This is a genomic window from Bradyrhizobium sp. 137 (assembly GCF_023074095.1).
GTDB lineage: Bacteria > Pseudomonadota > Alphaproteobacteria > Rhizobiales > Xanthobacteraceae > Bradyrhizobium.
The window spans coordinates 1-23,585 of the sequence record NZ_JADPKU010000068.1 but is presented as its reverse complement, the minus strand read 5'-3'; the positions used below and the strand labels follow the sequence as shown (position 1 = coordinate 23,585).

The 23,585-nt window shown below is 64.3% G+C and carries 23 protein-coding genes; 9 read left to right on the top strand and 14 right to left on the bottom strand.

Features of this window, described 5'->3' with window-relative positions; translation table 11 throughout:
• Position 1 precedes the first annotated feature (1 nt).
• Both IVA78_RS22750 and IVA78_RS22745 read right to left on the bottom strand, forming a co-directional pair.
• On the bottom strand, positions 2-493 hold the full coding sequence (locus tag IVA78_RS22750) for a tripartite tricarboxylate transporter TctB family protein (protein WP_247276658.1): 492 nt from the start codon (positions 491-493) through the stop codon (positions 2-4).
• Positions 494-752: 259 nt separating this feature from the next.
• Complete coding sequence (locus tag IVA78_RS22745) at positions 753-1,745, bottom strand: tripartite tricarboxylate transporter substrate binding protein (RefSeq protein ID WP_247276657.1); 993 nt, start codon at positions 1,743-1,745, stop codon at positions 753-755.
• Positions 1,746-1,948: 203 nt separating this feature from the next.
• On the opposite strand from IVA78_RS22745, the gene IVA78_RS34435 reads away from it, so the two are divergent.
• Positions 1,949-2,071: a hypothetical protein gene (locus IVA78_RS34435; protein WP_256464535.1), complete on the top strand. Its 123-nt coding sequence runs from the start codon at positions 1,949-1,951 to the stop codon at positions 2,069-2,071.
• 118 nt (positions 2,072-2,189) lie between these two features.
• On the opposite strand, the gene scpA is transcribed toward IVA78_RS34435, so the two are convergent.
• The 8 genes from scpA to IVA78_RS22705 all read right to left on the bottom strand — a co-directional run bounded on the left by scpA (position 2,190) and on the right by IVA78_RS22705 (position 9,630).
• On the bottom strand, positions 2,190-4,346 hold the full coding sequence (gene scpA / locus IVA78_RS22740; protein WP_247276656.1) for a methylmalonyl-CoA mutase: 2,157 nt from the start codon (positions 4,344-4,346) through the stop codon (positions 2,190-2,192).
• 191 nt (positions 4,347-4,537) lie between these two features.
• Positions 4,538-5,002 carry a GFA family protein gene (locus tag IVA78_RS22735; protein WP_247276655.1) on the bottom strand — a complete coding sequence of 155 codons (465 nt, stop codon included), beginning with the start codon at positions 5,000-5,002 and terminating at the stop codon, positions 4,538-4,540.
• Positions 4,999-6,870, bottom strand: coding sequence for a methylmalonyl-CoA mutase family protein (locus IVA78_RS22730; RefSeq protein ID WP_247276654.1), 1,872 nt, complete (start codon positions 6,868-6,870; stop codon positions 4,999-5,001). The genes IVA78_RS22735 and IVA78_RS22730 overlap by 4 nt, the downstream gene beginning before the upstream one ends.
• A gap of 80 nt (positions 6,871-6,950) precedes the next feature.
• A complete protein-coding gene (gene folK / locus IVA78_RS22725; RefSeq protein ID WP_247276653.1) occupies positions 6,951-7,442 on the bottom strand; it encodes a 2-amino-4-hydroxy-6-hydroxymethyldihydropteridine diphosphokinase in 492 nt (163 codons plus the stop codon).
• 1 nt (position 7,443) lies between these two features.
• Positions 7,444-7,812: a dihydroneopterin aldolase gene (folB, locus tag IVA78_RS22720; protein WP_008553485.1), complete on the bottom strand. Its 369-nt coding sequence runs from the start codon at positions 7,810-7,812 to the stop codon at positions 7,444-7,446.
• Complete coding sequence (gene folP / locus IVA78_RS22715) at positions 7,809-8,669, bottom strand: dihydropteroate synthase (RefSeq protein WP_247276689.1); 861 nt, start codon at positions 8,667-8,669, stop codon at positions 7,809-7,811. The genes folB and folP overlap by 4 nt, the downstream gene beginning before the upstream one ends.
• Positions 8,670-8,830: 161 nt before the next feature.
• The gene (locus IVA78_RS22710; protein ID WP_247276652.1) at positions 8,831-9,238 is read right to left on the bottom strand and encodes a DUF4332 domain-containing protein; all 408 of its coding nucleotides are present in this window, start codon (positions 9,236-9,238) and stop codon (positions 8,831-8,833) included.
• Positions 9,239-9,264: 26 nt separating this feature from the next.
• On the bottom strand, positions 9,265-9,630 hold the full coding sequence (locus tag IVA78_RS22705) for a DUF2267 domain-containing protein (protein WP_247276651.1): 366 nt from the start codon (positions 9,628-9,630) through the stop codon (positions 9,265-9,267).
• A 323-nt stretch (positions 9,631-9,953) separates the two neighbouring features.
• Between IVA78_RS22705 and IVA78_RS22700 the strand changes: the two genes are divergently transcribed.
• The 3 genes from IVA78_RS22700 to IVA78_RS22690 all read left to right on the top strand — a co-directional run bounded on the left by IVA78_RS22700 (position 9,954) and on the right by IVA78_RS22690 (position 14,555).
• A complete protein-coding gene (locus tag IVA78_RS22700; RefSeq protein ID WP_247276650.1) occupies positions 9,954-11,576 on the top strand; it encodes a helicase HerA-like domain-containing protein in 1,623 nt (540 codons plus the stop codon).
• A 238-nt stretch (positions 11,577-11,814) separates the two neighbouring features.
• Positions 11,815-13,137: a glycosyltransferase family 87 protein gene (locus IVA78_RS22695; RefSeq protein ID WP_247448575.1), complete on the top strand. Its 1,323-nt coding sequence runs from the start codon at positions 11,815-11,817 to the stop codon at positions 13,135-13,137.
• A 23-nt stretch (positions 13,138-13,160) separates the two neighbouring features.
• A complete protein-coding gene (locus tag IVA78_RS22690; RefSeq protein ID WP_247276648.1) occupies positions 13,161-14,555 on the top strand; it encodes a M20/M25/M40 family metallo-hydrolase in 1,395 nt (464 codons plus the stop codon).
• 235 nt (positions 14,556-14,790) lie between these two features.
• Here IVA78_RS22690 and IVA78_RS22685 read toward each other — a convergent pair whose 3' ends face one another.
• Positions 14,791-15,570 (bottom strand): class II aldolase/adducin family protein, encoded by a 780-nt coding sequence (locus tag IVA78_RS22685; RefSeq protein WP_247276647.1) that lies wholly within the window; start codon positions 15,568-15,570, stop codon positions 14,791-14,793.
• A gap of 184 nt (positions 15,571-15,754) precedes the next feature.
• A complete protein-coding gene (locus tag IVA78_RS22680) occupies positions 15,755-17,404 on the bottom strand; it encodes a glycosyltransferase family 39 protein (RefSeq protein ID WP_247276646.1) in 1,650 nt (549 codons plus the stop codon).
• A 312-nt stretch (positions 17,405-17,716) separates the two neighbouring features.
• Between IVA78_RS22680 and IVA78_RS22675 the strand changes: the two genes are divergently transcribed.
• Positions 17,717-18,595: a DUF308 domain-containing protein gene (locus tag IVA78_RS22675; RefSeq protein ID WP_247276645.1), complete on the top strand. Its 879-nt coding sequence runs from the start codon at positions 17,717-17,719 to the stop codon at positions 18,593-18,595.
• A 147-nt stretch (positions 18,596-18,742) separates the two neighbouring features.
• On the top strand, positions 18,743-19,159 hold the full coding sequence (locus IVA78_RS22670) for a MucR family transcriptional regulator (RefSeq protein WP_247276644.1): 417 nt from the start codon (positions 18,743-18,745) through the stop codon (positions 19,157-19,159).
• Positions 19,160-19,164: 5 nt separating this feature from the next.
• Here the strand turns inward: IVA78_RS22670 and IVA78_RS22665 are convergent, their stop codons facing one another.
• Entirely contained in the window at positions 19,165-19,593 is a 429-nt protein-coding gene (locus IVA78_RS22665) for a SufE family protein (RefSeq protein WP_247276643.1), read from the bottom strand.
• An 86-nt stretch (positions 19,594-19,679) separates the two neighbouring features.
• Positions 19,680-20,114: a DUF5330 domain-containing protein gene (locus tag IVA78_RS22660; protein WP_247276642.1), complete on the bottom strand. Its 435-nt coding sequence runs from the start codon at positions 20,112-20,114 to the stop codon at positions 19,680-19,682.
• Positions 20,115-20,522: 408 nt separating this feature from the next.
• Between IVA78_RS22660 and IVA78_RS22655 the strand changes: the two genes are divergently transcribed.
• The 3 genes from IVA78_RS22655 to IVA78_RS22645 are packed head-to-tail and all read left to right on the top strand — an operon-like array spanning position 20,523 to position 23,472.
• Entirely contained in the window at positions 20,523-22,376 is a 1,854-nt protein-coding gene (locus tag IVA78_RS22655; protein ID WP_247276641.1) for a PAS domain-containing sensor histidine kinase, read from the top strand.
• Positions 22,369-23,070 carry a peptidoglycan-binding domain-containing protein gene (locus tag IVA78_RS22650; RefSeq protein WP_247276640.1) on the top strand — a complete coding sequence of 234 codons (702 nt, stop codon included), beginning with the start codon at positions 22,369-22,371 and terminating at the stop codon, positions 23,068-23,070. The genes IVA78_RS22655 and IVA78_RS22650 overlap by 8 nt, the downstream gene beginning before the upstream one ends.
• Before the next feature lie 57 nt (positions 23,071-23,127).
• Positions 23,128-23,472, top strand: a complete 345-nt coding sequence (locus IVA78_RS22645; protein WP_247276639.1) for a DUF1491 family protein — start codon at positions 23,128-23,130, stop codon at positions 23,470-23,472.
• Positions 23,473-23,585 lie beyond the last annotated feature (113 nt).

Sequence of the window (23,585 nt, the reverse complement as noted above, 5' to 3'; positions counted from 1 at the left end):
ATTACCAGGGCGTCGGCAGCAGGCCGGCAGGCAGCGGCACGCGCAACAGCTTGCCGAAAATGAGGTGAATGGCGAATGGCGAGAGCGCCGCGAGCGGCAGCGCCAGCTTCCACTTCGCCCCCAACGCGGTCGAGGTCACGTAGACCATGATCGCGGCAGCGAGGATGAAGCCGAGCCGGTCGGCGGCAAAGACGTAGAACAGCAGCAGCGCCGGCGGCAGCAAGGCGCGAAGGCCGTAGAGCTTGCCCTGCGGCGGCGGGCTGGCGGCCTGACCGTTCTCGAGCGGGACCAGCTCTTCCTCCTCCTCGAAGGAATGGCCGATGCCGAACACGATCGCGAGCCCGCACAGGGCGAGCCCGGTGCCGATCACCAGCGGAAACACGTTGGGGCCGACCGGCTGGCCCGGCACCGGCGGCAAGATCCAACCGCCATAGGCGGCGGCCGCGCCGAGTGCGACGAGAAACGATCCCGTGACGGAGTCGGGAAGACGCATGGGAGAGTCCTATGAGAAGTGCACTCCCTCTCCCCGCGTGGGTTGGGCTAGCGCATATGATGAAGCTGCTCGGCCTGCATGGTTCGAGACGCCCGCTTTCGCGGGCTCTTCACCATGAGGGTTTGATATCTCGCCGCAAAACGCGACCTCATCCTGAGGGCCCGCCGTAGGCAGGCGTCTCGAAGGATGGGCTGCAAGCGAGCTACTCGCCACGTTCTTCATATGCGACAGCCCTGCCGCTCGCGCGGAGAGGTGAAAATCACGCCTTGCTCAGGCCCGCCGCCTTCATCGCCTCGCCCATCTGGGCGTCGCCCTTGTCCATGAAGGCGGCGAAATGGGCGGCATCGCCCCACACGGTGCCGAAGCCGCGATTGCTCATGAAGTCCTTGAACTCGGCTGAGTCGTAGACCTTCTTCAGCGCTGCGGTCAGCTTCGTTGCGATCTCCGGCGGCAGGTTCTTCGGGGCGCCGATGCCGCGCCAGGCACCGGTCGCGTAGTCGATGCCCATCGCCTCCTTCAATGTCGGCACGTCCTTGAAGATCGGGTTGCGCGCCGGCGCCATGATGGCAAGGCTCCTGGCCTTGCCAGCCTCGATGATGGCGCGCGCTTCCGGCACCGAGCAGGTGGTCAGGTCGAGGCCACCGGCGGCGAGATCCTGCATCGCGGGCGCTGCGCCATTTGACGGCACCCAGGCGACCTGGTTGGCAGGCAGGCCCATCGCCTGCATCCAGCCGACCAGCGCCAGATGCCAGATGCCGCCCTGGCCGGTGCCCGAAGCCTTGAACTTGCCCGGAGGCGCCGCCTTGATCGCGTCGGCGAGCTCCTTGACCGTCTTGTAGGGCGAGGAGGAGGAGACCTGGATGCCGGGCGGATCCTCGTTCATCAGCGCCAGCGGCGTGTAGCTCTTTGGCGTCAGCTCGGTGAGGCCTTGCCAGTGCATCATCGAGATTTCGACCGTGAGCATGCCGATCGTGTAGCCGTCGGGCTGCGCGCTCGCGATCGCGCTATGGCCGACGACGCCGGAGCCGCCGGTGCGGTTGACCACGTTGAAGGGTTGGCCGAGATCCTTCTCCAGCAGCGCCGCGACGATGCGCGCGGTCGCATCGGTGCCGCCGCCCGCGCCCCAAGGCACGATCACGGTGACCGGACGCGCCGGATAGGCTTGTGCGAGTGCCGGCTTGAACCCGAAAGCGGCGGATGCCGCGACCGCGGCAGACGAGGCCGCAAAGGCGCGGCGGGTGATCTTGGACATTGAATGCCTCCCAGCGGCGCCCGCGACGTCGAGCGCTCTTGTCAACGGCGGCATTCTAGTCGGCTTTGCGGCGGCGCCGCAAGGTAGCGCTACCAGCGAGATCGCCGTTTGTGTGAAACCATCGGACGGGCAGTCGGAAATCGGGTGGGTTTTGCCGGCGCAAGTCGCCAACCTCAGCGCGCAACAAGTGCCAAAGGCAAGCCATGACCCAAGCCTATTACAGCACGGTGCTGGATCACCCGCTGGACGAAGTCTGGTCGCTAATTCGCGACTTCAACAACTATCCCGTTTATATCGACGATAATCGTCGCGGACGTGCGAGCTGAAGATGGAGAGCTTCGATACGCCCTTGCCTTTGATGGCATCCGCGTTCTTGCGTATTGCAGCAATGATTTCGTCAGGTGTCATGGACACAACCTGGCCGGGCGCACGACCAGTCCATCACTACTCCGCCGCCTCGCTATGCCCAAGCCGGACGTTCAGCTTGCGGATCAGTTCCTCCGCCGCATCGGCGATCACGGTGCCCGGCGGGAAGATGGCTTCGGCGCCGGCCGCGTACAGCGCGTCGTAATCCTGCGGCGGCACTACGCCGCCGACGATGATCATGATGTCGTCGCGGCCCTGCTTCTTCAGCGCGGCCTTCAGTTCCGGCACCGCCGTGAGGTGGGCGGCGGCGAGCGAGGAGACGCCGAGGATGTGCACGTCGTTCTCGACCGCCTGCCGCGCAGCTTCGTCGGCGGTCGCGAACAGCGGCCCGATGTCGACGTCGAAGCCGATGTCGGCGAAGGCTGACGCGATCACCTTCTGGCCGCGGTCATGGCCGTCCTGGCCGATCTTGGCCACCAGGATGCGCGGGCGGCGGCCTTCCGCCTCCTCGAAGGCGTCGATCAGCGCCTGAACCTTCTCGACCTGGTTTCCCATGCTGGAGGCCTCCCGCTTGTAGACGCCGGTGATGGACTTGATCTCGGCGCGATGCCGGCCGAACACCTTCTCCATCGCCTCCGAAATCTCGCCGACGGTCGCCTTGGCGCGCGCCGCGTCGATGGCGAGCGCGAGCAGATTGCCGTTGCCTTCTCTGGCCGAGCGCGTCAGCGCGGCGAGGGCGGCATCGACGTCCTTCTGATTGCGCTCGGATTTCAGCCGCGTCAGCTTGTCGATCTGCAAGCGGCGGACATTGCTGTTGTCGACTTTGAGGATCTCGATCGGCGCCTCATCGGTCGGCTTGTACTTGTTAACGCCGATCACGGCCTGCTTGCCGGCATCGATGCGGGCCTGTGTCTTGGCCGAGGCTTCCTCGATGCGCAGTTTCGGCACGCCCGCCTCGATCGCCTTGGCCATGCCGCCGAGCTCCTCGACCTCCTGGATGTGGCTCCAGGCCTTGGCGGCGAGGTCGCGCGTGAGCCGCTCGACATAATACGAGCCGCCCCAGGGATCGATGATGCGCGTGGTGCCGCTCTCCTGTTGGAGGAAGAGCTGGGTGTTGCGAGCGATGCGCGCCGAGAAATCGGTCGGCAGCGCCAGCGCTTCGTCGAGCGCGTTGGTGTGCAGCGACTGGGTATGGCCTTGGGTGGCCGCCATCGCCTCCACCGTGGTACGCATGACGTTGTTGAAGACGTCCTGAGCGGTCAGCGACCAGCCTGAGGTCTGGCTATGCGTGCGCAGCGACAGCGAGCGCGGGTCTTTCGGATTGAATGGCTTCAGCAGCTTCGCCCAGAGCAGGCGCGCGGCGCGCAGCTTGGCGACCTCCATGAAGAAGTTCATGCCGATCGCCCAGAAGAACGACAGGCGCGGCGCGAAGCGGTCGACGTCGAGGCCTGCAGCGAGTCCGGCACGCAGATATTCGACGCCATCGGCGAGCGTGTAGGCGAGCTCGAGGTCCTGCGTCGCACCGGCCTCCTGCATGTGATAGCCGGAGATCGAGATCGAGTTGTATTTCGGCATCCTCGTGGAGGTGTAGGCGAAGATGTCCGAAATGATCCGCATCGATGGCGCGGGCGGATAGATATAGGTGTTACGCACCATGAATTCTTTCAGAATGTCGTTCTGAATGGTGCCCGAGAGTTTTTCCGGCGGCACGCCCTGTTCCTCGGCGGCCGCGACATAGAGCGCCAGGATCGGCAGTACCGCGCCGTTCATGGTCATGGACACGCTCATCTGATCGAGCGGAATCCCTGCGAACAGCGTGCGCATGTCGTAGATGGAATCGATCGCGACGCCGGCCATGCCGACGTCGCCGCCGACGCGCGGATGATCGCTGTCATAGCCGCGATGCGTGGCGAGATCGAAGGCGACCGAGAGGCCCTTCTGTCCAGCGGCGAGATTACGGCGATAGAACGCGTTGGAATCCTCTGCCGTGGAGAAGCCGGCATATTGCCTGATGGTCCAGGGCTGGTTGACATACATGGTCGGGTAGGGACCGCGCAGAAAGGGCGCGATGCCGGGATAGGTCTCGAGGAAATCGAGGCCGGCAAGATCGGCCTCGCCATAAGCGGGTTTTACGAGAATGCCCTCGGGCGTCAGCCACGGCTCGGCGCTGCCTAATGGCGCTGTGGTTGCGGTCCGCTCGAAGGCGACATCGGCGAAATTGGGAATGCGGCTCATCTCTTGGAATCCTCAAAGCTGCGATGATGCTCGATCAGCCTTTGCACATTCTTCTTGTAGACCGGATCATCCAGCCGGCTCTCAGTCATCGCTCAAGTCCCGCTCCGCGGCAAGCGCGCGAAAAGCTCGACAAACTTCCATTCTGCGAGACCTAGCAAGCTTTGTCCGAGCAGCTGAAACACCGGACGGCCTCAATCATGATCCGGATGCTGATAGCTGACGATGGTCGCCATCTTCTCCGGTCCGTAATTCTGCTGGGTGGTCTGGCTCGGCAAATTGGAGATGCCGACTACCCAGCCGAGGCGAGATTCGGTGCCGAACTGCCGCGTTGGGACAACGTGGTCGGGGCGGTCGAACGTGCCTGTCATGATCTCGATCCGGTCGCCGTCGATGCGGCCAAAGCTCAGCGGCGTGCCGCAGGCGGCGCAAAAGCCGCGCTCGGCGATGGAGGAGGAGCGGAAGAACGACGGCCGTCCCTTGGTCCAGGCAAAGTCCGTCTTGTTGATGTCGGCGAAGGAGGCGAACGGGGCGCCAGCCGCCTTCTGGCACATCCGGCAGTGGCAGATCGAGACCTTGGTCGGTGCCGTCGTGACTCGAAAGCGCACGGCCCCGCATTGGCAGCCGCCGGTGAGAACGGTTTTGCTGGTTTCGGTCATGGCTGCTCCATCCGCCGGTAGGCGTCTTGCAGCGTCGCAAGCGCATCGCCTCCGGCGAAGACGAAACCGGTGACGCCGGCCGCACGCAGCGCCGCCTCGGCATCGGTCGGGCGGCCTGCCAGATAGATATGTCGGGCGCCGGCCGTTTGCAGGGCCCGGGCGGCGGGTTCCGCGTGACCGGCATAGACCTTGTCGCTGGAACAGAGGCAGGCAAGCTCCGCGCCGGAGGCCTTGAACGCGGTAGCAAGCTTGGACGGATCGGCAAAACCCTCGCTGTCGAGGGCCTGGATGCCGCCAGCCTCGAAGAAGCTCTTGGCAAACGTCGCCCGCGCGGTGAAATCGGCGGGCGTGCCGAGATTGGCCAGGAACACCTTTGGCCGGGCGCCACGTGCTTTCAACGCGGCATCCGACTTGTCACGCAACGCCTCGAACGGTTCCGCCAGCCGGATCGGCGACAGTGCATCGAATTTGTATTTTTGCTCACCGTAAGGCGGAAGCGCGATTGGCGTCACCTTCAGCACGGCCGTCTCGCTCTCATGCAGGTTCGGAAACTCGCTGGCGCCGGTCAGCACGTCTCGGCGTTTTGCGATGTTGGCCTCGCGCGCCTTTCGCGTAGCCGCTACTTTACTTTGAAAAATACCCTGCTGAAGCGCGGCAAAGGCGCCGCCGGCTCTCTCGCTCTCCTGGAACAGCGCCCAAGCGGCCTCGCAGAGCTGCGCGGTCAGCGTCTCGATGCCGCCGGCGCCCGCCGCGGGATCGCTGACCTTGGCGAGATTGCTTTCTTCCAGCAGCAGGGCTTGCGTGTTGCGCGCCACGCGTCGTGCGAACGGATCGGGCAGTCCGAGCGCCAGCGTATGCGGCAACACGGTGATCGCGTTGGCGCCGGCAAGCCCGGCCGCAAAGGTCGCGATGGTCGCGCGCAGCATGTTCACGTAAGGGTCGCGCTGCGTCAGCATGCGCCAGGCCGTGTCGGCAGCGATGAACAGCGGTTTCGGCGTCAGGCCACAGGCCTGCTCGATGCGCGCCCACAGCAGCCGCAGCGCGCGGAATTTGGCCATGGTCAGGAACTGGTCGGCATCGGCGGAAAGCCGCGCATAGACCATGTCCTGCGCCTGCTGCAGCGCAATGCCGGCATTTTCGATCGCGCGCAGATAGGCAACGCCGCAGGCGAGCACGAAGGCAAGCTCCTGCACTTCCGAACCGCCGGCATCGTGGATCACGCGTCCGTCGGCGGAGGCGAATGGCCCCTTGAAGCCGAGCCCAGCGAGACCCTTGATGGCGCCGGTGATGGCTGGAACGATCTCCTCCCAAGTATAGGGGCTGTGGCCCCACACCGCGCCGGCCGCGAGCGGATCAAGCCCGAAGCGGATGTTGCAGGCGGCGGGATCGAAGCCTGCGCTCTTCACATATTCCGCGACATGGATCGCGGCCATCCGCGATTGCGGACCGATCTGAAGCTCGAGGCCGATGCCGGCATCGAGATGGATGTCCTTCAAGACTCTTGCGACCGCATCGGCTGACGGTTCCAGGCCGAAGCCGTGGGCGCCGCTGCCGCCGGCGAACACCAGCGCGAGCCCCGTCGCGCCGTTCTCGAGATCGGTCAGCGCCTGCGCATTCGCGGCAGCCGCATCGGGATGGTCGATCCGCTGCATGATCTGCCAGGGCGCAGCTGGCGGCCGGCCCACCACGGGCGCAAGGCCCTTGGCGCGTGGGTAGAGCGGCTCGATCTTCAGGCCATCATAGGTCTTGCCGACCAGCTTCTCGAACGGCGCGCCCTTCAGCACGCCGTCAACCAGCTTGCGCCAGTCTTCGATCGTCGCCTTGGGGAAATCCGCCGCCAGCGGCAGGTCGTCAGTCACGGAGGTCATGCGGCGAGGGGCTCCCGAAATCTTGTTATTCGCAGGCGAAATTGCCACGGCGGACCGCCCCTGCAAACGGTTGTTTTTGGTTAACCGGTATCCGGAAGCCGCTCAATGCCTTGCGTCGAGACGCTGGCGAGCCCGTCACGCACACGAACGCCTGATATGAGGCGGTCGGGCGCGATTTCGGCCAGCGGCACCAGCACGAAGGCGCGCTCGAACAGGCGCGGATGCGGCAGGGTCAGATCGGGCTTCTGCAAGCTGACATTGTCATAGGCAATCATATCGAGATCGAGCGTGCGCGGGCCCCAGCGCCGCTCCTTGTCCCGCGTGCGGCCGAATTTCTGCTCGATCTTCTGGAGCACGAACAGCAGTGCATGCGGATCAAGGCTGGTCTCGATCTCGATGCACGCGTTGATGAAGGGCTCCTGGTCCTCATCGCCCCAGGGCGGCGTTGCATAGTCGGACGAGCGCGCGATCAGCGCGGCTTGCGCCATGCCGCAGATATGCGCGATCGCCTTGCGGAATGTCGCGCGGACATCGCCGACATTTCCGCCGAATGCGATCAAGACGCTCGCCATCTTATGGATGCCGCGAGCGCGTCAGCATGATGCCGACGTCGTCGAAGATCGCGGCGATCGGCGCATGCGGCTTGTGCACGGTGATCTTCACGGCGCGGATGCGCGGGAAATGCGACAGGATGGCATCGGCCACCGCGCCGGCGGCGCGCTCCAAGAGCTTGTAATTGGTGTTCTTGAACGCCGCCGTGGTGGTCGCCACCACTTCGGCGTAGGACACGGTATCGGCGAGCCGGTCGCTGCGCGAAGGCTCCGACAGGTCGGTATAGAGTTCGAGATCGATGACGAAGCGCTGGCCGACTTCGGTTTCGTGATCCATGACGCCGTGGCGCGCGTGGATCGACAGGCCGGTGACGAAGATCGTATCGGTCATGGCTTGCTCTCGATTGCTGCTGCTACACGCAGGGCCTGCAAGGTTTCGGCGACGTCATGGGTCCGAATGATTTTTGCGCCGCGCTGCGCGGCGATGACGTGCGCGGCGATCGATCCGGCGAGTCGCTCTTTCGGCTCCGACGGCGACACCGCGGCGATGAAGCGCTTGCGCGAGGCGCCGACCAGGATCGGCAGGCCGAACATGTCGAGTTCGCGCAGCCGCGCCAGCGCGATCATGCTCTGCTCGGCCGTCTTGCCGAAGCCGATGCCGGGATCGAGTACGATTTTGTCCCGCGCGATACCAGCCTTGGCCGCGATATCCAGCGAGCGCAGGAAGAAGGTTTTCATGTCCGTGACGATGTCGATGGTGGGGTCGGCATTGTCGCGGTTGTGCATCACGATGACCGGAACGCCTTTAGCCGCGACCAGCGGTGCCATGGCGGCGTCGCGTTGCAGGCCCCAGACGTCGTTGACGATCGCCGCGCCCTGGTCGAGCGCGAACGCCACCACCTCCGCCTTCATGCTGTCGATCGAGACGGGCGCGCCAAGCGCCACGACGCCAGCCAGCACCGGCTTCAGCCGGGCGAGCTCGCGTTCCGCTGTGACCGGCTGGGCGCCCTTGTAGGGCCGGGTGGACTCCGCGCCGATATCGATGATGTCGACGCCATCAGCGATCATCGTCCGGGCACGCTCCAAGGCCTGCTCGGGCGCGATGAACGCGCCGCCGTCAGAGAAGGAATCCGGGGTGACGTTGAGCACCCCCATCACCGCCGGAAGCGGCCGTTCCAACAGCGTCCGCAGCACGTCGGCCCCGGCCGAGCCGGCCGGCGGGACGGATGGGGAGGGCGAGGCGCTCATGCGGGTGGCTTTAGCGGTCGGGGAGGGGGAGTTCAAGACCAACCCCTCGTGTCATTGCCCGCGAAAGCGGGCAATCCAATACTCCGAGGCATTGCGACAATGTGGAGGAGGCGCGGCGTACTGGATACCCCTTCGCGGGGTACGACGGAGAGAGTGTGTGGCTAATACGTAATCTTCGGCGGCAGCTTCTTCGCCTTGGCGATGATCTCGCCGACCGACTTCTCGGAAGGCAGGATGCGGAGGAGCTTCTTCTTCTCGTTCGCGTCCCGCATGCTCTGCGCGAGCCTTGCCGGATTCCGATAAGCGAGCTCGCGCACCGTGGTGACGCCGGCAGCGCGGACCAGGCCGACCTTGGCCCGGCCCATGCCGGGGATGCGCATGTAGTCAGAGACGTTGGCCCATTCGAGCAGCAGCTGCTCGCTGATGCCGGTCTTGGCAGACAGCGCCTTGCGGCCTTTCACGGTGCCGGCAGCCTCGAGCAGCGCGTCGGTGGTGCGGATTCCCTGCGCCTTCAACTTGTTGGCGGCAAAGGCCGACAGGCCCTCAATCTCGGAGATGGGATATGTCATGATTCTCGATATGAAATGCGAAAGCTTCAGGCGAATTGGCTGAGGCCCGGCGTCCCCGCGATGATCTTGCCCATCTGATCGGCTCCGATTTTGTCTCGGCCGAAGCGAAAAAGTTCACGGGCGATGTTTTGAATCTCCGACATGCCGAGTCCGAGGCCCATCAGGCGTGAGCCGACGGCCATCAGGCCACCGCCCATCAGCCGCGACAGTCCGCCGCCGCTCCCGGACGTCTCGATCACGGCTTCCGCACCGGGAATCTGGTCGATCAGGGCCTGCACGCTGTCGGAAGGACCCTCGCTGCGGAGGAAACCCAGGATAATGCCGACAGTCTTTTCAGCGACAGCACTATCTATGCTGGCGTTTGTTGCCAGCCGCCCGATCAGCTCGTCCATATGGCCTGCCCCTCAGCCGGTTCACATGCCGGAGTATTGCTTTCGAAAATGATCTTGAGCCGGTGCGATGTGAAATACAAGCGATGAACGCGACCAACGTTTCGAACGCGCGAAAAGTGTTGCAGCGATGCAAGAGCGGAGATGGAATCAGCAAGAAAATACCGCGGTGCGAATGCACCTTTCCGACTTTCGGCTGATGTTTCCGACGATGTCGCATGTCCGGACCACGTTGAATGGTTTCAATCGGCTCGCGACATGCGTTAAACTCCGGAACTGGTGTATTCGAGTTTCGATACGCGAAACTGCAGAGATCAGAGACCATAATGACCGCACAGGACAGCAAGCTCGGTGACACCGACGAGAAGATCTTCGTCGGCAAGGGAAACGAGCAGGCATGGCTGACGCTGGCGCTCGCCAATCGCCATGGCCTCGTCACCGGTGCAACCGGAACCGGCAAGACCGTGTCGCTGCAAGTGATGGCGGAAGGATTTGCGCGCGCCGGCGTTCCGGTCTTCGCAGCCGACATCAAGGGCGACCTCTCCGGCATCTCCGAGGTCGGCGAACCAAAGGATTTCATCGTCAAGCGCGCCACCGAGATGGGGCTGACGTTCCAGCCCGACCAGTTCTCGACGGTGTTCTGGGACGTGTTCGGTGAGCAGGGCCACCCGGTGCGGGCGACGGTCACCGAGATGGGACCGCTGCTGCTCGCGCGCATGCTCGACCTCAACGACGTGCAGGAAGGCGTGCTCAACGTCGCCTTCCGCGTCGCCGACGACAACGGTCTCGTCCTGATCGACATGAAGGACCTTCGCGCGCTGCTCGACGCCATCGTGCCCGATAGCGGGAAGAAGGGGCCGGACGCGGCGGCGGATCCGCTCGCCGCCATCCGCAAGGCCGCGCAGGGCTTCGGCAACGTCACCAAGGCGACCGTCGGCACCATCCAGCGCCAGCTCCTGGTGCTGGAGAACCAGGGCGGCTCCAAATTCTTCGGCGAACCGGCGCTGACGCTGAAGGACTTCATGAAGACCGACCGCGACGGGCGCGGCATGGTCAACATCCTCGTCGCCGACAAGCTGCTCCAGAGCCCGCGGCTTTATGCGACATTCCTGTTGTGGATGCTGTCGGAGCTGTTCGAGGAGCTGCCCGAGGTCGGCGACCTGCCCAAGCCGAAGCTCGTGTTCTTCTTCGACGAGGCGCATCTGTTGTTCAACGATGCGCCCAAAACGCTGATGGACAAGATCGAGCAGGTGGTGCGTCTGATCCGCTCCAAGGGCGTTGGCGTCTACTTCGTGACGCAGAACCCGGTCGACGTGCCCGATCGCGTGCTCGGGCAGTTGGGTAACCGGGTGCAGCACGCGCTGCGCGCTTTCACCCCGCGCGACCAGAAGGCGGTCGCCGCCGCAGCCCAGACCTTCCGGCCCAACCCGAAGCTCGACACCGCCAAGGTGATCATGGAGCTCGGCAAGGGCGAGGCGCTGGTGTCCTTCCTCGAGGGCAACGGCACGCCTTCGATGGTCGAGCGGGTGATGATCCGGCCGCCGTCGGCCCGGATTGGACCGATCACGCCGGAGGAGCGCAAGGCGATCATGGCTATAAGCCCGGTCAAGGGCAAATACGACACCGCTGTCGATTCCGAGTCTGCCTACGAGATTCTTCAGAAGCGCATCGCCGGCACGGCGGCAACGGCAGATGGTTCGGCAGGTGGAAGCGGTGGCGGCATCCTCGGCCAGATCGGCTCGATCGTCGGCTCTATCTTCGGCACCAACGTCAAGCGCGGCCGTCTGTCAACCGGCCAGGTCATCGCGCGCGACGTGACGCGATCGGTGACCAACCAGGTGATCGGGGGGATGGCCGCCAATATCGGCAAGTCGGTCGGCGGCCAGCTCGGCGGCTCGATCGGCCGCACCCTGGTTCGCGGCGCGCTCGGCGGATTGCTGCGGCGCTAGAGCGTGATCCGGAAAAGTGTGAAGCGGTTTTCCGAAAAGATCATGCTCAAACAATAACCTGAAGCGCGATGACGATTCATCCCGATCTCGTCGCGCCTTAGGCAGCACGCCCGGCCATCACGCCGCCGGAGGTTTAGCGGCCATCGGGAGGCCATCACAGCGCACAAATTCCGGTGAGGGGCTCTCCAAGCATCCGCCCGTCTGCTACGTGGTAGTCCGCCGCCGACTGGACTCCACCGTGACCTCCACCGCCCCGTTAGCCAAACCTGATGCGCCGAGACGCCTGTCGCTGCGCGCGCCGCTGGACCTGCTTTTCCTGTTCTGCTGCGTCCTCCTGACCGCCGATGTGCTCATTCCCGAGATCTTCGGCCACGGCAAGACCAAGGATTACGGGCTGTGGTACTGGGCCGGGCAGCAGATCCTGGAGGGACGCTCGCTCTATCCCGGCGATATCAGCGACTACTTCGAATTCATCTATCCGCCGCTTCCGGCGATCATGTTGGCGATCCCGAGCTGGTTCGGCAAGATCCCGCTCTATACCGTCCTGTCCATCCTGAATGCAGTGGCGTGGTGGTACACCGGGATGTTCTCCCAGGTCCTGGCTGGCTCGGACCGCAAGCCCGGTCCCTGGCTGGAAGCATTGCCCGCCTTCGTCACCGTCACTTTCGTGTTCGACATGTTCGACCTCGGCCAGCCGAACCTCGTCCTGTTGGCGATGATGCTCTACGGCTTCTGGAGCTTGCGGCATCAGCGCCCCTGGCTTGCTGGCTTCATGTTTGCGCTCGCGACGGCCATCAAGGTGTTTCCGATCGCGGTGCTGCCCTACCTGATGTGGCGGCAGAAGTGGGCGGCCGCCGTCGCTACGGTCGCCTTCACCGGCATTCTTCTTTACGTCGTGCCGGCGCCGATCCGCGGCTTCGAGCGCAACGCAGCCGAACTTGCGACCTGGTACCAGGCCATGGTCGGTACCAACTCGGAACAAGGCTTTGGCCAGCGCGGCGAGCAGAATTGGTCGTGGGTCAACCAGTCCCTCATTGCTGTCACGCATCGCCTGGTCCGGCCGATCAATTACAATCTGGAAGACCCCAACAAGCCGCCGCGTACGATGAACGTCATCGACGTCGACTACAGCACGGCGAACTGGATCGTGCTCGCGCTGTCGGCGGTGCTCGGGCTCGGCTTCGTCGCGATCATGCCTCGGCAAGCGCGGCGAACGGCGCGCTCCGACGCCGAGGAGCTCGGCATCCTGTTCTGCCTGATGACGATTGCCTCGCCTCTGGCGCGGCAATACTACTTCATGTGGCTGTTCCTGCCCATGACGGTGCTGATGCATCGGGCCACCCTCGACGCGCGGGCGAATGTGCGGCTGGGAACCTGGCTCGCTTTGGGTGCCGCCGGCATCCTCATGCTGCTATCGCTGCCGTGGTTTCCCAATGTCATCCAGGCCTGGGGCAATAATCTCGTTGCGACCGCCATCCTTGCCGGCAGCCTCGCATGGCACATCTGGCATCCGCCGGCTGGTCCCGAGGCCGCGCCAGCGCTAAAAGCGCAGACACCTTGAGACCAACAATCGGGAATACGACCATGGCCAATGCGCAGCTTCAATCCGTGCTCGACCACATCGACAAGGATTTCGATAACAGCCTGGAGCGTCTGTTTTCGTTGTTGCGGATCAAGTCGATCTCCGCGGATCCGGCCTTCGCCGCCGATTGCAAGGCCGCGGCCGAGCACCTCGCCAAGGACATCGCAAGCCTCGATGTCGCCACCGAAGTGAGGCCGACCGCCGGACATCCCGCCATCGTCGGCAAGGCCAGGGCGGGCGGACGGCCGCACGTACTGTTCTACGGCCATTACGACGTGCAGCCGGTCGACCCGCTCGATCTCTGGGATCGTCCGCCGTTCGAGCCTGTCGTCACCGACCATGCCGATGGTCGCAAGATCATCGTCGCGCGCGGTGCCGAGGACGACAAGGGCCAGGTCATGACCTTCGTCGAAGCCTGCCGCGCCTGGATGAAGGTGACGGGCTCGCTGCCGGTCGACATCACCTTCCTGATCGAAGGCGAGGAGGAGGTCGGCTCGAAGAATTTCGTGCCCTTCATCGAGGCCAACAAGGACGAGTTCAAAGCCGACTACGTGCTGGTCTGCGACACCGGCATGTGGGATCACAACACGCCGGCGATCACGACATCGCTGCGCGGCCTGCTCTATGAGGAGCTGAAGATCACCGCCGCCAATCGCGACCTGCATTCCGGCGTCTTCGGCGGCAGCGCGATGAACCCCATCCGGGTCCTCACGAAAATTCTGGGCAGTCTGTTCGACGACGACAACCGCATCACCATTCCCGGCTTCTATGACGGGATCAAGGACACGCCCCCTGACATCTTGGTGCAGTGGAAAAAGCTCGAATTCACGCCGGACACGTTCCTCAAGCCGGTGGGCTTGTCGATCCCTGCCGGCGAGAAGGGGCGCTTGCTGATCGAGCAGGCCTCCTCGCGTCCGACCTGCGACGTCAATGGCATTTGGGGTGGCTATATCGGCGAGGGCTCCAAGACGGTGATCCCGTCGCACGCGTCTGCCAAGGTCTCGTTCCGTCTGGTCGAGGGGCAGGACCCCCAAAAGATCCGCAAGGCGTTCCGCGACTACGTGACCGCGCGCATTCCGGGCGACTGCAAGGTCGAGTTCGGCGACCATTCCGCCGCGCCCGCAGTCGCGCTCGACTGGAATATGAAACCGCTCGCCGCCGCCAAGAAGGCGCTGACCGAGGAATGGGGCAAGGAGACCGTGCTGATGGGATCGGGTGCCTCGATCCCGATCGTCGCCGATTTCAAGCGCACGCTCGGCCTCGATTCGCTGCTGGTCGGCTTCGGCCTCGACGACGACAACATCCATTCGCCGAACGAGAAGTACGATCTGCGCAGCTTCCAGAAGGGCATCCGCTCCTGGGCCCGCATCCTCGCCGCGCTGGCGGAGGTGAAGTGACCGCGTAGCGGTCATTCCGCGGCGCCTCGAAGAGGCGAACCCGGAATCTGGAGATTGTTGCGCGAGATTCTCAGGTGCGCAATTGCGCACCTTAGTTCGCGCTTTTCGCGCGCCCCGGAATGACGGGCGTGGGGAGTTACCCCTAAATAAAAACGCCGCCCGGAATTGGGCGGCGTTTCATTCCAAAAGGCGTAGAGGTTCGTTGCACGCTACCCTACACCAAATCCCGAAAATCTCAAGTCCGATAGCCCGGATTGACGCGGTCGAGCTTGCGTAGCAGCGGCGGCCACACGAGATTGGTGGCGCGCAGCTCGGCGCGGTCGCGGTTCGACAGTAGCTCGGTATTCTTGTCGATCGCGACGTCGTCGACTGGATAGATCGGCGTACCCAGCGCGCGCGTGCGCACCTGCATCGAGCAAGCGCGCTCGAGGTGGTACATGCGCTCGAAGGCGGAAGCGACCGAGCGGCCGACCGTCAGCGTGCCGTGATTGCGCAAAAGCATGTGGTTGTGGTCGCCGAGGTCCTTCTGCAGCCGCGGCCGCTCGTCATGGTCGAGCGCGATGCCTTCATAGTCGTGATAGGCGAGGTCGTGGGTGACGAGCTGGGCGGTCTGGTTCAGCGGCAACAGGCCTTCGGCGCTGCTCGACACCGCGGTGCCGTCGAGCGTGTGGAGATGCAGCACGCAGATCGCGTCCTCGCGCACCTCGTGGATCGCCGAATGGATGGTGAAGCCGGCGGGGTTGATGCTGTATTCGCTCTCGGAGAGCTGATTGCCATGCAAATCGACCTTGACGAGGCTCGACGCCGTGATCTCGTCGAACATCAGCCCGTATGGGTTGATGAGGAAGTGATGGTCGGGGCCGGGCACGCGCGCGGAGATGTGCGTGTCGACCAGATCGTCCCAGCCGTACAACGCGACGAGGCGATAGCAGGCGGCGAGATTGACGCGTTGCTGCCACTCGGCTTCCGTCATGTTCGACGGCACTTCCTTCAGGCGCGCTTCCGCTGGCGACATGGCTGATCTCTCCGAACATCGTTGTTGCGGAGAAGGAGCCTAGTCTTGGGTGAGGCGGGCAGCAAGGCGCGGCCAGCGCGCGGCAGTTCAGCGTTGCCCGCATGAGCGAAGCGATATGCGGGCAGCTCCAAGGTGGCCCCGGATGTCGCTTCGCTCATCCGGGCTTCGAGTTGGGAGAAGATTATTACGGAGCCGGGATCGACAGCAGGCTGGAAATGCTGCGGCCGCGGATATCGTAGACGCGGGCGAACACCACGTCGTCGCGCTTGATCTCGACCATGACGGGTGCGGTGAGGCCCTTGCAGTAGAATTCGCCCAGCGTCATCGCGAAATCGGCCGCGTTGGAATCCCAGCCGATGGTGAAGTCGGGGCCGAGCGCGACCTGGGCCGGTCGCTGCGGCCCGCACACCGCGACCTTCCATTTGCGATTGCTGGGCGGCACTTCCTGGCGCTCGACCAGCTGCTCGCGCAGCTCGTCCGAGGCCTGCTTCAGCGCCAGGCCCCAATAGTCGAGCATAAAGCGGTCGTCGGCGCCGCGCACGGTGCCGGCGATGTGGTTGAAGTGCGTGTATTGATAGGGATGCAGCCGGATCATCTCGGCGAGCGACAGCGCAAGACCGAAGCAGAAGGTGGCGAGCACGACCGGCTGCCAGGTGCGGTGATTGGAGCGCAGGCGTTCCATAGTCCAGCCGAAGGCGACGCCGCCGAGCACCGCCATTGGCGGGATCACGAAGACGAAATGGCGGATGCCGTTGTACAGTGCGGGACGCTTCACCATCGCGATCGCGAGCGGCAGGGTCGCGGCCAGCGTCAGCATCAAGAGGATGGTTTTGCGGCGCGCGGGAACCTCGCGGCGCGGCAGCATGGCGAAGGTGCTGACTACGGCGCCGCCCATCAGCACCAGCATCACCTCGGGCAGCTGCAGCGCGAACAGCGTCGGCAGATAGGACCAGGGCATGTCGGGCACGGACACGATCGCGCCATCGAACATCTCCTTCCACGGCTTCTCGAAGAAATGCGAGAAGTAGGTCAGCGCCTCGAAAGGATTGCCCGGCTCCATGATCGACCACGGCCAGATCAGGCCCATCACGAGATAGCCGAACGCAAGGCCAGGCAGCAGCACATAGACGACATGGGCGAAGCGGCGGACCGCCTCGCGCAAGCCCTCGCTGCGCAATTCCTCCAGGAACAGCGGGACGAAGCCAAGCATGGCGTAGACCAGCGCGAGACCGCCGAGAACGCGGCAGCCCAACGAAAGGCCGGCACCTAGGCCGACGATCAGGACCGTGCGCGGCGAAGGCTGCGGATATTCCTCCGCGAGGCGGACGAGGCCCAGCATCAGGATGATCATGGCCACCGCGAAGGGCGCATCCTTCGGGTTCATGAACATGTGGCCGTAGAAGATCGGGCAGAGCGCGAGGAGCAAAAGTGAGGCAAGACCGGCGAGGGCCCCGCCGATGCGGCGCCCGAGCCGCCACGTCACCGCAAGCCCGATCACGCCGACGATGGCACCGACCAGACGTCGTGTCTCGAACAGTTCGAGCGGAATGATCTTGTGCAGGAGAGCGGCGATCATGTCGAAGCCGCCGCCATACATGTACAGATTGGCGAACGAGAGCGCCGCGGTATCCCTGAAGCCGGAACCGAACATGCGCAGCAACAGATCAGCATATTCAGCGTGGGTGTAATCGTCCCAGCCGAGCCCGTAGTCGCGGAAGGTCAAACCTGCAATGACGGCGACCGCAGCCAGCACCAGCATGGCGAGATCGTCGCAAGTCCGTTCGACCGAGCGCCGCAGAGGCGTATCGATCGCCGAAGTCGTGATGGATGTCATGGCTATTGGTGACCCGGAATCCCCTCTCGACCCTGCTGGCGCGCGCGGGCCTGCTCCCCGGGATCCCTATAGCGCAGTTCCATTACCAAGTAATTGGGCATTATGGCTAAATTCCTGATGCGGCGCAGCAAATGCGGAAACTTGGAGTACCGGTAGCAGTAGTGAGCCGCAGCTGAAGGGAATGTGAATAAGTCCCTGATTTCCTTCCCTTTGGGAACACCGCCCATAATTGGCCGTTGGCGTGGAACACCGGATGACGGTATCGTGGCGTGACGAGTGTCGCATGTGGATGCGCGGTCGGGGGTGAGTTCGATGACCTTGGCATTGCTGATCGTGGGGATTTTCGCCGTTCTGGCGGGCCTCCTTGCGATCCTGTTCGGCTACACCGTCAGGGAATTCAGCGTCGGCAGCACTCTCATAATCTCCGGAACCATCGGCGTCTGCACCGGAATGTTACTGGTCGGCCTGCATCTTCTGCTCCTTGAGCTGAGGGGCATCGCCCGCCGGTTGGCGGCCGGATCTGCCGCATCGTCCGAGGTTCGCGTCAGGCCCGTGCTCCCGGGCCTCGCAATGCCGGGTGCGCCTGCGCCCGAGCCGGCGCTTGCCTCGCCTGCGAAGACCGAGCCCGGGCCACCACCGCCACCACCAGGCCCTCCGCCGTGGCAGAGCGAAGCCGCCGTGCGCGAGCGTCCGCGCGCCGAGGCGCCCGAACCACTAGCGCCTCCTGCGGCTCCGGAAGCGCCGCGCCGCCGCAACCTGTTGTTCGCCTCGACCTCGCGCAAGGAGCGTGAGCGCGCGGAGGCAAAGCCCACGGAGGGCCCGCAGCCGTCTCATGAAGAACCCGCAGCCCCGGACGTTCCGCCTGCCAGTTTCGACGATGCCTGGCCGAAGCCGGAACGCATGCGCCCGCCGGAGCCGCCGATCACCTCCCGCCGCCCGCCGCCGCGCTCGCCCTCGACCTTTGCGGAAGCCGCTCCCCCGCCGCCGCCGCCTGCACCTGAGCCGGCGCCTTCACTTGAGCCGGCGGCTGCGGCCGAGCAGGCGCCCGTGACCGTGCTCAAATCCGGCGTTGTCGATGGCATGGCCTATTCGCTCTATTCCGACGGTTCGATCGAAGCGCAGATGCCGGAGGGCATGATGCGCTTTGCCTCCATCGACGAGCTCCGCGCGCATCTCGACCAGCGGGGCTGAGGCCGCTGTTTGGAAGTAAAGCGCCGCCCTTCGCCAGTAATTAGCTCTTCGTCCTCAGTCGTCGTGGTTCAGCCCAACGTATTGTTGACACGGAATACTCTGACGTCGTCAATCCCATGAGACGCAAGGTGGAGAAGGGGCGGGCGCATGTCGGATGCTGGGAATAAGAATTTCATCGAGCTGACGGCGAGCATCGTGTCGGCCTATCTCAGCAACAATCCGACACCCGCGGCCGAGATCCCGAGCCTGATCAGCCAGGTGCATGGCGCCTTGGTGCGGGTCTCGTCAGGCCGCACCGAGACCGCGCCGCTCGAGCCGGCCAAGCCGGCGGTGTCGCTGAAGAAGTCGATCGCGCCGGATTATCTGGTGTGCCTGGAAGATGGCAAGCGCTTCAAGTCGCTGAAGCGCCATCTGCGCACCCAGTACAACATGACGCCGGAACAATATCGCGAAAAATGGGGACTACCGGCCGACTATCCCATGGTCGCGCCGAACTATGCGGTGGCCCGCTCGCAGCTGGCGAAACAGATGGGGCTAGGACAGCAGCAGCGGAAACGGAAGTAAAATTCTTACGAAGCTTCCGCGAGCGCCTCTTTGGCGTCGGTCTTGATGCGCTCGACCATCGAGCGCAGTCCGTTGGACCGCTGCGGCGTCAGATGATCGCGAAAGCCGAACTCGTTGAACACCGCGATCGCATCGGTATCCAGGATCTCCCGCGGTGTGCGGCCTGAATAGAGCGCGAGCACGATCGCGACCAGACCACGCACGATATGCGCGTCACTGTCGCCGCGATATTTCAGGACCGGCGCGCCATTGCTGCGCTCTACCAGCTTCTGGAGCCAGACCTGGCTGACGCAGCCTTGCACCTTGTTCTCGGCAGAGTGCTCCGCCTCCGGCATCGGTTCCAGGGTGCGGCCGAGCTCGATGACGTACCGATAGCGGTCGTCCCACTCGTCGAGAAGCTCGAAATTGTCCCTGATTTCGTCGATCGTCGTCATGCTGGCCCATGGTTCCCGTTCAGGCCAATATAGGGACGCGAAGCCGTGAAATCGATAGGGTTTGGGCGCTAATTGACGGGGCGGGCCTAATTCGCCGTGGCAGGTCCGCGCCATTCCAGCGCGAGGTCGTCCTGGGTCAGGGTGTCGCGCGGCGCCTCGCTCGCGGCAATGTCGCCTTCGCCGGCCAGCGCGATCGAGCCGGTGTGGTCGGGCGCCTTCTTGTCGGTCTTGTCGTTCTTCTCGTTGGTGTTCTGCTCTTTCTTGTCGTTGATGATCTGGTAGATCTTGCGCGCGCCGTCCTGGGCGCGCTGGCCGATGATGGTTGCGGCCTGTCCGCCGACCTCGCAGGCCGCCGGCTGACGCTTGCAGAACTGGGTCACGTCGGAGACGGCCGCGGTCGCAGCCTGCACTGCGTCGGCGGCGCCGATCTGCGGCAGCTTCTCCGATTCGGGCGTCTTGTCCCGCGGCAGGAGAACCAGCACCAGTCCGAGCCAGAATGTGATGCGGAGCAGAAAGCGCATCTTGCGACCTGTACGTTCGATCCTGCCGCGGCGATTTCCGCGGATATCGGACCTAGCAACGCTCGATAAATCGCAAGTGATTGCCTTGAGCTTAATTCGCGAAAAAATTGCGCAAAAATCTTCGCGCGATCGACGATCTCGTAAATTTTCAATTGACGCCCGCGCCCATGATTCTGCTGGACCCCGCATCCACCAATTCGAAACCATGCCGAGGGATGTGAAACCCCGTGTTCACCATCCGCAGCGAAGACGCCGCCAAATCATCTAAAAAGCCGCGCGATGACGCGGTGTCCGGCCGCATGCCACGCCGCCTTAGCACTCGTTTAAGGTCGCTCTGACACGGTGGCTCAACGACAAGGAGGCGTTCCGGCACGTCTTCTCAGACGATTGAGCCGAAGCGCGAGACCCGTGACAGTTTTGAGTACCATCCGCGATTGTCTCGATGCACTGCTGCATCCCTCCGCGCGTTACGATGCGCTGACGGGAGCGCGCCATCGTGCCTTCATGGCGCCGCGGCTGCTCGGCAGCCTGGCCGCCTTCGCCGCATTCCCGATCTATCTCGTCCTGCGCGGCGCGCCGAGCGCGATCGAGGTCACCGCCTTTGCCTGGCTGATCGCGCCGATCCTGTTGTCGTGGTTCCTGTCGCGCACCGGCCGCTATGAGGGCGCACACGTGCTGTCGTCGCTGGCGCTTGCCGGCCTGATTATGGCAGTGGCGGCCACCACCGGCGGCATCGAATCTTTCGCCGCGATCTGGCTGGTCGTGGTTCCGCTCGAAGCCGCGCTGTCGGCCTCGCGCCGCGTTGCGGCCTTCGCGTCGCTGCTCGCGCTGTCCTGTGCCGGGATCCTGATCCTCGTCAGCCAGTTCGGCTGGCTGACGGTCGAGGAGCCGGGCGCTGCAGCGCGCGGCGTGCTGATGGCGCTCGGCGTCGCTTCGGCGACGCTCTACGCCGCCGGCCTCGCCTTCGGCGCGGAATCGCTCGCGCGCACCAGCGTTGCGCTGCTATTGCGCGAGGAAGAGCGCTATCGTCTGCTCGCGCGCAACATGAGCGACGTCATCTCGCGGCACCAGCGCAACGGCGCGGTCGAGTTCATCTCGCCGGCGGCGGAGGCCATGCTCGGCATGCCCGTCACGCAACTGCTCGGCCACGGCCTGTTCGACCGCGTACACGTCGCCGACCGTCCGGCCTATCTCACTGCGTTATCGGATGCGGCGCGCGGTGACGTGTGCAGCGTCGAGTTCCGGTTGCGGCGGGAGCCTGCTGGCTCCGAGCGCGGCCAGATCGATTTCATTTGGGTCGAGATGCGCTGCCGCCCGCTCGAACAGGACAGGGCCCATGACGTCACGGGCGAGGCCGAAGTCGTTACCGTGATGCGCGACGTCACCGATCGCAAGCTTTCCGAGCAGGCGCTAGATCAGGCCCGCAGCGCCGCCGAGGCGGCCGATGCTGCCAAGACGCGCTTCCTCGCCACCATGAGCCACGAATTGCGCACGCCGCTCAACGCCATCATCGGCTTCTCCGAGATGATCGCGCAGGAGCAGACCTTGATGCTGGGTGCGGCCCAGCGCAAGGAATACGCCCAGCTCATCAACGATTCCGGCCAGCATCTGCTGTCGGTCGTCAACGGCATCCTGGACATGTCCAAGATGGAATCGGGCAATTTCGAGATTGCGTCGGAGCCGTTCGCGCCGCGCGCCGCGCTGCTGCATTGCTGCAATTTGCTGGCGCTGAAGGCGCGGGAGAACGGCATCGACCTTATCACCGATGCGCCGCAGGATCTGCCCGTCATGACCGGTGATCCCAGGGCCTTCAAGCAGATCGTGCTCAACCTCGTCGCCAACGCCATCAAGTTCACCGAGCGCGGCGGTCAGGTCACCGTGACGGCGGCAGTGTCGGGCGCGCAGCTTGCGCTGCGCATCAGTGACACTGGCGTCGGCATTGCGCCCGACGATCTCAAGCGCATCGGCGCGCCGTTCTTCCAGGCCGGCAAGACCTATCAGCGCCGCCACGAAGGCACCGGCCTCGGACTTTCGATCGTGAAGAGCCTCATAGCGTTGCATCTCGGCGAATTGACGGTACAAAGCAGGTTAGGCGAGGGCACCACCGTCACCGTCAAGCTGCCGCTCGTTTACACGCCGCCGCAGGTCAAGCCGGCGGAGAGCAAGGTCGCGACGCTGACGCCGATGTTGCGCCAGGAACCTCACGACCAACTTCACGAAGAATCTCACGACCAACCTGCGCTGGTGAAGAAAAGTGCCTAAGAAGTCTGCAAAGGACGAAGCTGCTCCGCGCCGTCGTGGTGCCAAGGCCGCGGTCATCGATGTCGAGACCGAGCGCAACCTCGTCATGCGCGTGCTGCTGCACAGCCCCAAGGATACGCTGGCCGGCCTCGTCGCCGCCGCCGCCATCGGTGCGATCGTCGCCAATGCGCTGTTCCTCCAGACCGGCCGGCACCCCGCGCCGATGTTCGGCACGGTGATCAATCTTCCTGCGCCGTCATCCGTGTCACTGTCGAACCCCTTGCCGCGTCCGCGCCCCGTTGGCGCCGACACTTCGCCGCTCGAGCCGCGTGCGACGGAGTTTCGCACCGAGCCCAAACCTGTCGAGCGCGTCGCCGAGAAGACGCCCGAAAAGCCCGTCGAGGCGACCGCCTCGACGCGCCCGAACGATCCGATGACCAATCTGGTCAAGGCCACGACCTCGACGTCGCCCTCGGTCGTGCGCCCGCCGGCGCCGATCCCGGTGCAGAGCCCGGCCGTGCGACGTATCGCCGGCGTGCAGCGCGCGCTGTCCGAATATGGCTACGGCAATTTGAAGATCACGGGCACGATGAGCGGCGAGACCCAGTCCGCGATCCAGAAATTCGAGCGCGAGCACAAGATGCAGGTCACCGGTCAGGTGTCGGACCGGCTGCTGCGCGAGCTCGCGGCCGCTATCGGCCATCCCGTCGAATAGTCTTGGCGCCTGCACGGAGGCTGGTGCTGATTGCAGCACTGGCCTATCGTTCGGCTCATGCGTTTGAAATCCAACATATGGGTGGCCGCCTATTTGCGTCGCTGCCAGACCGAGGGCGTGTTCGGCGCGGTGCGCCGCCGCGGCGCCGAGGAGGCGGGCGCGGTGTTCGTGAAAGTATCGCTACTCGACGGCCATGCGATGCTGTACGCCCCGGCGCCGCAGACCGTCTATGACGACGGCCGCCCCGTCGATCGCTTCTTCGTACCGGTCGCGCCGCAGCCTTTGCCGGAACAAACCATCGAGGAACGGCTGGCGAAGGAAATCCGCTTCGACCCGGACGCCTGGATCGTCGAGACCGAGGACCGCGCGGGCCGGCATTTTCTGGAATTGGCGAAGACGTAAGCCGGCGTCATTGCTGTCGATGTTCAATAATTCGCTGATTGGATCGCGGTGGTCTTGGTAGCGGCGAAGGCCTTGGGAGTTTGTCCTGCCAAGGCCTGATGGGGTCTGTGGTT

Coding starts and splice junctions, on each gene's coding strand:
- folP (WP_247276689.1), bottom strand. CDS start 8,669: ATGAGCGCCTCGCCCTCCCCATCCGTCCCGCCGGCCGGCTCGGCCGGG.
- IVA78_RS22745 (WP_247276657.1), bottom strand. CDS start 1,745: ATGTCCAAGATCACCCGCCGCGCCTTTGCGGCCTCGTCTGCCGCGGTC.
- folB (WP_008553485.1), bottom strand. CDS start 7,812: ATGACCGATACGATCTTCGTCACCGGCCTGTCGATCCACGCGCGCCAC.
- IVA78_RS22645 (WP_247276639.1), top strand. CDS start 23,128: ATGCGTTTGAAATCCAACATATGGGTGGCCGCCTATTTGCGTCGCTGC.
- folK (WP_247276653.1), bottom strand. CDS start 7,442: ATGGCGAGCGTCTTGATCGCATTCGGCGGAAATGTCGGCGATGTCCGC.
- scpA (WP_247276656.1), bottom strand. CDS start 4,346: ATGAGCCGCATTCCCAATTTCGCCGATGTCGCCTTCGAGCGGACCGCA.
- IVA78_RS22730 (WP_247276654.1), bottom strand. CDS start 6,870: ATGACCTCCGTGACTGACGACCTGCCGCTGGCGGCGGATTTCCCCAAG.
- IVA78_RS22705 (WP_247276651.1), bottom strand. CDS start 9,630: ATGGACGAGCTGATCGGGCGGCTGGCAACAAACGCCAGCATAGATAGT.
- IVA78_RS22660 (WP_247276642.1), bottom strand. CDS start 20,114: ATGCGCTTTCTGCTCCGCATCACATTCTGGCTCGGACTGGTGCTGGTT.
- IVA78_RS22685 (WP_247276647.1), bottom strand. CDS start 15,570: ATGTCGCCAGCGGAAGCGCGCCTGAAGGAAGTGCCGTCGAACATGACG.
- IVA78_RS22670 (WP_247276644.1), top strand. CDS start 18,743: ATGTCGGATGCTGGGAATAAGAATTTCATCGAGCTGACGGCGAGCATC.
- IVA78_RS22680 (WP_247276646.1), bottom strand. CDS start 17,404: ATGACATCCATCACGACTTCGGCGATCGATACGCCTCTGCGGCGCTCG.
- IVA78_RS22750 (WP_247276658.1), bottom strand. CDS start 493: ATGCGTCTTCCCGACTCCGTCACGGGATCGTTTCTCGTCGCACTCGGC.
- IVA78_RS22700 (WP_247276650.1), top strand. CDS start 9,954: ATGACCGCACAGGACAGCAAGCTCGGTGACACCGACGAGAAGATCTTC.
- IVA78_RS22710 (WP_247276652.1), bottom strand. CDS start 9,238: ATGACATATCCCATCTCCGAGATTGAGGGCCTGTCGGCCTTTGCCGCC.
- IVA78_RS34435 (WP_256464535.1), top strand. CDS start 1,949: ATGACCCAAGCCTATTACAGCACGGTGCTGGATCACCCGCTGGACGAA.
- IVA78_RS22690 (WP_247276648.1), top strand. CDS start 13,161: ATGGCCAATGCGCAGCTTCAATCCGTGCTCGACCACATCGACAAGGAT.
- IVA78_RS22735 (WP_247276655.1), bottom strand. CDS start 5,002: ATGACCGAAACCAGCAAAACCGTTCTCACCGGCGGCTGCCAATGCGGG.
- IVA78_RS22675 (WP_247276645.1), top strand. CDS start 17,717: ATGACCTTGGCATTGCTGATCGTGGGGATTTTCGCCGTTCTGGCGGGC.
- IVA78_RS22665 (WP_247276643.1), bottom strand. CDS start 19,593: ATGACGACGATCGACGAAATCAGGGACAATTTCGAGCTTCTCGACGAG.